This is a genomic window from Chloroflexota bacterium, from assembly GCA_035652535.1.
GTDB lineage: Bacteria > Chloroflexota > UBA6077 > UBA6077 > SHYK01 > DASRDP01.
Genome location: DASRDP010000091.1, coordinates 1 through 8684 on the forward strand (window position 1 = coordinate 1; position 8684 = coordinate 8684).

The 8684-nt window shown below is 70.5% G+C and carries 3 protein-coding genes; 1 reads left to right on the plus strand and 2 read right to left on the minus strand.

Annotation, left to right across the window (positions count from 1 at the left end; translation table 11 throughout):
- Together VFC51_10720 and VFC51_10725 are read right to left on the minus strand one after the other, a co-directional pair.
- A partial coding sequence (locus VFC51_10720) for a DEAD/DEAH box helicase (GenBank protein ID HZT07492.1) occupies window positions 1-4100 on the minus strand: 4100 nt, incomplete at its 3' end.
- Between the two features lie 15 nt (window positions 4101-4115).
- The gene (locus VFC51_10725; protein ID HZT07493.1) at window positions 4116-5843 is read right to left on the minus strand and encodes a thiamine pyrophosphate-binding protein; all 1728 of its coding nucleotides are present in this window, start codon (window positions 5841-5843) and stop codon (window positions 4116-4118) included.
- A gap of 64 nt (window positions 5844-5907) precedes the next feature.
- Between VFC51_10725 and VFC51_10730 the strand changes: the two genes are divergently transcribed.
- Complete coding sequence (locus VFC51_10730) at window positions 5908-7665, plus strand: hypothetical protein (GenBank protein ID HZT07494.1); 1758 nt, start codon at window positions 5908-5910, stop codon at window positions 7663-7665.
- Window positions 7666-8684 lie beyond the last annotated feature (1019 nt).

Below are 8684 nucleotides of genomic sequence, written 5' to 3' on the forward strand. Positions count from 1 at the left end.
GCGAACTGCTCGCCGACGAAGCCCGCGACGAACCTCCCGCCGCGAATCTCCCCTCGGGCCTCGAGTCGGCGGAAGATCCCCAGAAGAACGCGCCACGGCGGGGCCTGCGTTTCCCGGGCCAGAAGATCGCGAAACACGACACCCCAGCGGCGAAGGAGCTGGCGCGCGAACCACTCCGCGCGCTCCCCATCGTTGGGCGGCTCGCCCTCGTCGCCCCAGAGAGACCATCGACCGACGGGCATCGCGCGGCTCGGCGCGCGCCCGCCGCGAAGCGCGCGCAGGTGCCGCGCTGGCGCACGCCGCTTCGTTTCGGGCAGCAGGAGCGCACGCAGTCCTGCCACCCCGTCGCCCGTCGCAAGCCCGCTGGCGACGAGCTCCCACAGCGCCTCTTCCACCACGGAGGGAAGACGGCCGGTGCCGCGCGCCACGTCGCCGAGGAATGAGGCGCCACGGCGCATCAGATAGCGCGCAACATCCTGCGCCGCCGGAGAGACGTGCTGGATCGCCTCATCCCGGGACGAAGTCCCGGCGAGGAGAAACGGAAGGTCGTCGCGCAGCAGGAACGCGACCGGCGCCTGCCGCCCCGGCGCCGATTTCCGTCGCCGCGCGCCGTTCGCGCCGCCCTCTTCATCGAGCGTCGGTCCCGGCCGACTCGAGAGCCGGCCCCACGCGACGACGCCGGCGAGGCAGAGCTGCTCCAGGTCGGCGGGGTCGTAGCTGGAGACGCGAGCGGGCAGCACGTCCTGTTCCCACGACGGCGCCGGCAGCTCGAGTCCCTGGAGCTGGCCGACCACGGCCGCGAGCCCCTCGCGCCCGTGGACCTGCGTCCCGGTGGCGACGTGCTGCCACTGCAAGAGGAATCGGATGAACTCGGCGACGGTGACGGGCTGGATCTCCTGCCGCAGGCGGCCGAGGGTGAGGCGATGGATCCGCGCCAGGAGCCGCCGCTCGCACCACTCGGTCTCTCCGGCCACGCCGTTTGCGGTGAACTGGCCGCGGAGGACCATGCCACTCCCCTCGAGCGCCGCGAGCGCCATCTCGATGAGACCGAGCCGGAGGCCGGTTCGCTCCGCCAGAGCTGAGGCGCTCGTCGGTCCAAGCACCTCCAGCCAGCCCTGCACCACCTGGCGGGCGGCGGCGTCCTCGTCGGGCTGGGGGGCGCCGGCGGGCTCTTCGATGACGGGCTGGAGGGAGAGCGGGCCGAGGGCCGAGGTTGCGACGGATAGGCGCTCGGCGGCGACGAGCCAGCGTTCCCCGCCTCCCTCGCCGTCCCCCGCCAGGGGGGAGGGAACAGCGGGCGCGCCCGGGCGCGCGGCCACCGTGGCGCGCCGATCGGCGATGAGGGCCCGGGCCCAAGGGTCCCAGTCGCCGATCTCCCGCACCGGAAGGATGCCCAGGTTGAGGAGCGCATCGTGGAGGTCATCGGCGTCGCGCACGTCCGGCCACGCCTGCGCCCGCACCGTCGCGATCGCCTCCGGATCCAATGCGCCGATGCCGCTCGCCAGGTCAGGGTCCACGCGCCGAAGCGAGACGGCGCGCGCGCGTCGCTCCTCCAGCGGGGCGTCATCGAGAAACGCGTAGGGGTTCGCGTTCAGGATCTCGTGGGACATGGGCGAAGGCGCGGGCGTTTCCACGGCGCGAGCCTCGATCTCGCCCCGCTGGATCGCGTCCAGCACGTCGCGCAGCCCATCGATGTCCATCGCCTCGTGGAGGCAGTTGTCGATCGTCTCGTTCACGAGGGGGTGATCGGGTGGAGTGATGGGGCCCGCGGGCATATTGTCCTGGCAGGCGACCTGCGCCGGGAAGACGGCCGCGAGCAGGTCCTCCGCCCGCATGCGCTGGATGTTCATCGGCACGCGGCGGCCGCCCTGGTGCCGAAGCAGCGCCAGCGACCGGCCGGCGTTCCAGCGCCAACGGTTCGTGAACATGGGCGACTTCAGCGTGGCCTGGATCAGGTCCTGTTCCAGGGTGGCGGTCCGAACCATACCGAACACGCTCGCGAGGGGGAACGAGTGCCGCTCGCCCAGCGAGATGACGATGCCGTCATCGGTCGCCGCGGCCTGCAGCTCGAAATCGAAGGTCACGCAGAAGCGCTTGCGGAGCGCAAGGCCCCAGGCGCGGTTGATGCGCCCGCCGAAGGGAGCGTGCACGACGAGCTGCATCCCGCCAGCCTCGTCGAAGAATCGCTCCGCGACGATCGTTCGCTGGCTCGGGACCGCGCCCAGCATGCGCACGGTCTCGTCGACATAGTCCACGATCTGCTCGGCGCCGGCAGGATCGAGGTCCGTCTCCTCGACGACCCAATCGACGGCCCCCTTGCGATCGGGGAGTCGCCGCGCGACCTCCTCGCGGAGCGCCGACACCGACGCGGACATCTCGAGGGAGCGCGCCGGGGCCTCGCCAAACCAGAACGGGATGGTCGGTGGCGCGCCCTGGGCGTCCTCCACCCGGACGCGGCCCGCCTCGACGCGCCGAATGCGCCACGAGTGGTTTCCGAGCAAGAAGATGTCCCCCGCGAGGCTCTCGACCGCGAAGTCCTCGTGCACCTTGCCGACGAAGATGCCCGCCGGGTCCTCGATCACGTCGTAGTCGGCCACGTCCGGGATCGCGCCGCCGGAGGTGATGGCTGCGAGGCGCGCGCCGCGCCGAGGACGGATCACGCGGTGCACGCGATCGAGGTGCAGGTGCGCGGAGCGGCGGCCGCGCTCCGTCGCGATCCCCTCGCTCAACATCTCCAGCACTGCGTCGAAGTCGCGCCGGGGCAGGTTCCGATAAGGATGTGCGCGCCTGACGAGGTCGAAGAGATCGTCCTCCCCGATCGGTCCACTGGCGGCGATGGCCACCATCTGCTGGGCCAGGATGTCCAGCGCGTTCTCCGGAATCGACAGCCGGTCGAGCTCGCCCGCGCGCACGCCCCGGATCGCAGCCGCGCTCTGGAGGAGATCGTCGCGGGTCATCGGATACAGAATCCCGTGCGGGATCGCGCCCAGCCAGTGGCCGGAGCGACCGACGCGCTGGAGCAGCGTGGCGAAGAGCCGCGGGGCGCCGATGTGGCACACGAGGTCCACGTATCCGATGTCGATCCCCAGCTCGAGGGACGCGGTGGCGACCATGACCGGGACCGCGCCCGTCTTGAGCGCCTGCTCCGCCTTGAGGCGGGTCTCCCGCGAGAGACTCCCGTGGTGGGCGGCGACCCGCTCGTCGCCGAGGCGCTGACCCAGGGCGTGGGCGACCCGCTCGACCTGCCGCCGCGTGTTCACGAATACGAGGGTGGCGCGGTGCTCCTGGACCTCCCGCGCGATGCGGTCGTAGGTCTCGGCCCACAGCTCGTGACTCGCGATGGGACCCAGCTCCTGATCGGGGACGGCCACGGAGAGCCGCATGGGGCGCCGGTGGCCGACGTCCACGATGGCGCACCGCTGGCGAACGTCGTCGCGCGGCTCTCCCGGGCGGGGCGCGCCGACCAGGAGCGCGGCGACCTCCTCGATGGGGCGCTGGGTAGCGCTGAGCCCGATGCGCTGGACCGGCGCGCCCACCAGCGCGTCCAAGCGCTCGAGGGATATCGCCAGGTGCGACCCGCGCTTGTCACCGGCCACGGCGTGGATCTCGTCCACGATGACGGTCTTCGCGTCCGCGAGAAATGTTCGACTCCCTTCGGCGGTGAGGAGGATGAAGAAGGTCTCCGGCGTGGTGATCAGGATGTGGGGCGGCCTGCGAAGCATCCGCGATCGATCGACGGCCGGCGTGTCGCCGCTGCGCACCGCGACGCGAATCTCGGGCAGAGCGATCCCGCTTTCGGTCGCCGCGCGTCGAACGCCCTCGAGGGGATCGCGCAGGTTCTTCTCGATGTCGTTGCCGAGCGCCTTCAGCGGCGAGACGTAGACGACCTGGGTGCGATCAGCCAGATTGCCCGCGACCGCGCGCTCGACGAGGCGATTGATGGACCAGAGGAACGCGGCGAGGGTCTTCCCCGACCCGGTCGGCGCGGCGATCAGGGTGTGGCGGCCGGCCGCGATCGCGGCCCAGCCGTGGGCCTGGGGCTCGGTGGGGGCGCCGAAGCGCTCGGCGAACCAGCTCTGGACCAGGGGGTGGAACTGCACCGCGCGCAAATCGATCTATCGGTACTGGGTCACGACATCGATGAGGGCCGGCCGGCCGGCCTTTACCCGCTCGATGCCCCGGCGCACGGCCGCGCCGACGTCCCTGGGCTGGTCGATGGGGCCCTCGGCGTACCAGCCGAAGCCCTTGGCGATGGCGGCGAAATCGGGCGCCGGCTTGTCGATCTCCTGGCCCAGGTACGCCATGCGGACGTCGCGCTCGCGGACCTCGGCCATGCGGATCTGGTGCTCCCAGTCGTTGTAGTAGGCCCGGTTGTTGAACATGACCAGGAGGATCGGAATCTTGTCGTGCACGGCGATCCAGAGGGCGCCGACGTCGAACATGAGGTCGCCGTCGGTCTGGATCGCGGCCACCAGCTTGCCCGAGCCACGATTGGCGAGGGCGATGCCCAGGTTCATGCCGATCTGGGTCGCCGTGCCCAGGTCGTCGCCCGTGTGGCGGCCCCAGCGGTCCAGGTCCCAGTACATGTGCAGCGTGTCGCGAAGAGGGTTCATGCAAATGAGCCAATCCTCGCTCTGGAGCGCGTCGCGCACCTCCATCGAGAGGCGCGGCAGGCTGACCGGCGAGGCGTCCCAGTCGCGCTTGGCCTCGGTCGCCCAGCGGGCGCGGGTCTCATCGTGGAGCTTCCCCAGCTCTGTCGTTCGCGCGGAAATGCGACCGGCGGCGCCGCCATCGACCCGCTCCTTCACGAGGCGCGTGAGGGCCGGCAGCGTCGTGGCGGTGTCCCCGTGGATGAAGAGGTCGACCTCGGTGAACTTCTGGAACTCCTGACTCCAGCCGTTGGCCCGCATATCGCGAAAGCCGATGTCGATGATCTTGCAGCCGGCCGGGGTGATGGGCACCGTGCGCCGGGTGACCCGATTCAGCTCGGTGAGCGGGCCATGGAGATCGGAGACGTCGAGGGCGAGCACCACGTCCGCGCGGCGAAGCACGTCGCTGCCCCAGAGGCTGAGGGGGTGCACGTTCGGGAAGTTCTGGCGGCCGTGCCAGTCGACCACGCCCGCCCCAAGCGCCTCGGCCAGCTCCACCAGCGCGGCGTAGCCGGTCTGGGTGCGCCCCGTGTACTCGGTGAGGATGACGGGCATCTCGGCCTTCACCAGCATATCCGCCGCCTGCGCCAGCGCCGAGGGATCGCCCATGATGGGCGCGGGCGGCTGCGAGCGCTTCGGGTCCACCAGCTCCACCTCGTGGTCGAGGGGGTCCTCCTGGAGCGCGGCGTCGTAGCACAGGTACACGGGGCCCTGCGGGTGGGTCAGGGCGATCCGGTAGCCCCGGGCGAAGGAATCGGGCACGGCATCCACCGTGTAGGGCTGGTCATCCCAGCGAACGTAGTCCCGGACGGCGTTGCCCTGGACCAGCGCCGTGTGCGTCCAATCGATGTGCGGCCGCCTGCGCGTGGTGTCCATCGGCCCGGTGCCGCCCATGATAATGACCGGAGCCCGATCGAGGTGGGCGTAGTAGACCGCCATCGCGCCGTGGAGGAGCCCGACGACGTCGTGGAGAATGGCGACCATGGGGCGGCCGGTCGCGCGGCCATAGCCGTGGGCGATCTGAACGGCCAGCTCCTCGTGCGGGCAGGTAATGATGGCGGGATTGTTCTTGCCGTAGTTCACGATGGAGTCGTGGAGGCCGCGATAGCTCGATCCTGGGTTCAGGGACGCGTACGGGATGCCGAATCGCTGCATCATGTCCACGATAATGTCGGAGCCGAACTGGGCAGGCATGGATGCCTCCTCGACGAGACTGCGGACCCAATCGCGATAGTACCAGAAGCCGCCCGAGCGCTCGATGGCAGCGGGACGCGGGCGGGTGATGGGAGGCGGTCGCGCGCCGTCGCCGACCTTCGCACCGCGCCGCCTTGACGCCTCGGCGCGCCGCATCGCGGCTTCGCGGGCGCGTTGGGTCCTGTGGCCGACGCTGGCGGTTCTGGCGCTGTATGCGCTGATCTATGGGGTGTTCGCGGAACAGCTCATCGCCTATCCGTACGAGCTGGACCAAGGCGAGGGCTACGACGTGTGGAGCGCCTGGCTGCTTCGCCAGGGGCAGCTTCCGTATAGCGACAATGAGGTGTTCCCCTATTTTTCATCCAACTATCCCCCGGTCTGGAGCATGCTTGCCGCGGCGGTGACCACGGTCACCGGCCCGACGCTGGCGGCCGGCCGCGTCGTGTCCGCGGTCGCGGGGCTCGCGTGCGCGCTGGTCGTGGGGGTGGCTGCGGCGCGCCGCGCGGCGCGCGTTCCGCCGCCCCCGTCCCGGGGGAGGGTTGGGGAGGAGGCATTGCCTCCCCCTGAACGGGGAAGGGTCGAGGAGGCGGCGTTGCCTCCCCCTGAACGGGGGAGGGTCGGGGAGGGGGCGTTGGCCGGCGCCCTCGCCGCTGGCCTCTTCCTCGCCTCGCCCTACGTGTTCCACACGACGCCGCTCGCGCGCGTGAACAGCCTCGCGCTCCTCTTCGCCCTGATCGCGCTCCTGCTGGCCGAGGTCCCAACGATGGGGAGGATGGGGCTGTGCGTGCTGGCGCTGCTCGCGTCGCTCTTCACCAAGCCGACGGCCATCGACGCCGCGGCCGCGTGTGTCCTGTTCGCCATCGCCCTGCGGCCCTGGCGCGGGATCGGCGCGCTCGCGCTCCTGCTGCTCCTTGGGGGAGGGATCCTCGCCGCGCTGAACGGCGCGACGAGCGGCGCCTTCTGGCTCAACGGAGTCGAGGGGAACATCAACGCCTTCGAGCTGGGCGAGCTGGGGAAGTACGCCCTCAACTTCGCCGCGATTCACGCCCCGCTGCTCGTGCTCGCCGGCTCCGAGGCATACGCGGGTTTGCGCCGGCGCGCCTGGTCACCGTGGGTCATCGCCTTCCCGCTCGCCGCACTCGTGGGGCTGGGCGTCGGGAAGTGGGGCGCCGGCGAGTCGTACCTCCTCGGGCTCATCGCGGTGTCCTCGGTCCTGGCCGGGGCGCGGATCGCCCGCGCGCTCCGCCCCGCGACCTCTGATGGCGGCGCGTGGGCGACCGGGGAGGCGGATCGCTCCGCATCCGCCCTGTCCACCGGCGGCAGGCCGCCAGCCGTGCCGCCCGCGCGGCGAGCCCCGGCCGGCGGACTCTGCGCCCTGGGCGCGGGGCTGTTGCTCCAAATGCTGCTCTTCGCCCACGGACCGCTCACGCACGTGGTGGCGCCGCTGCGGGACCTGGGGCGCCAGGCCGACTTTCTCGGGCGGATCCCGTCCCAGGAAGAGCGAGCAGCGCTGGTGGGGATCGCGGAACTGATGCGTCGTAGCGACGGCCCGGTCCTCTCCGAGGCGCCGAGTCTGGCGCTGGCGGCCGGCAAGCCGATCGTCGGTAATGCCACGCACCTGCGCAACCTGTACGCATCTGGGCTGTGGGACCCGGCGGCGCTCGTCGGCGACGTGCGCGCCCATCGCTTCGCCGTGATCGTGCTGAACGCGCAGCTGTACCCGGCGCCGGTACTGGAAGCGATCGGCCACTCGTACTATCAGGCGGACGTGGTCCAGGTCGGCGCTTCGACGTATCAGGTGTTTTTGCCCGGGGGAGCGTGATTTTGAGTTCCCGTGGCTCTCTGCGGACACGGCGCCCGGCCGCCAACGCCACGACCGAGCGCTGCTCCCGGCGCGCAACGTGTCTGCGCCTGCTGCGAAGTTCTGCCACTACCTCTTGATATCCAAGGAGCCCATCGTGGCCGCCATCTCACTGAAGCTCCCGATGCCCTGGCCGCGGCAAGCGGCGAGTGCGCTCGGGCGCTCTGGCTCTCTCGTGCGGAGTACATTCGCCGCGCCATCGAGCGGATGAACCGTGATCCGCGGGCGCGGCGACGAGCCGAGCGGATGGCGGACGGTTCGAAACGCGTGCGTGCCGAGAGCATGCGGGTGAACGCGGAGTTCGAGGCCATCGAGCGAGAGCTGGATGCCCAAAAGCAGCGACGCAGGGCTCCCGGGCCTCGGACCCGAAGCGGGGCACGAAGCCCGGCTAGAGGCGGCCGGTGCTGATTTTGTAGGCCCAGGCGCTGTTGTGCGCCGGCCATCCATCTACCATCGTCGTCCGGCTCACCACCAATGTCGTTTCGGACGCCGAACCGTTTCGTGTGCATGTACCTCGCACCGGACGGATTCGGCAGCATTCCGACTTGCTCATCGATCAGCTCCGGGCAATCGACAACAGGCGGCTGGTGCAGGTCCCCTCGCGCACGTGACCGGCAGCCAGCTGCGGCTGGTCGCCGCGGCCGGTCGAGAGGTGATGGATCTTGAGGAGGACTGACGGAAGCCCATTGACCGCGCGTACTCCTCGACCTTCGCTTTCCGTTCAACGGATCGAGGGTGTGCAACCGCCCAGCAACGAAACGAAGAGGTTTGCGACGGCGCTCCCTTTCAGCATTCCGTTAAGGGGCGCATGTTTGCAAATCAGGCCGCGCTGGCCCGCGACTTGCGTCCCGTCAAGTGTGTAAATTCGCCTGACGTGGTTCTTGTCGATCGCGTGCCCTACCGCGGAGCCGCCAGCGCTGGCGGCTCCGCGCCGCCCTCCGAGAGGGCGGACAGCTTGGCCAGCGATTCGACGCTGAAGT

Bases quoted from the DNA above. Each gene is read 5' to 3' on its own strand.
- VFC51_10730 (HZT07494.1), top strand. From the start codon at position 5,908: ATGGCAGCGGGACGCGGGCGGGTGATGGGAGGCGGTCGCGCGCCGTCG.
- VFC51_10725 (HZT07493.1), bottom strand. From the start codon at position 5,843: ATGCCTGCCCAGTTCGGCTCCGACATTATCGTGGACATGATGCAGCGA.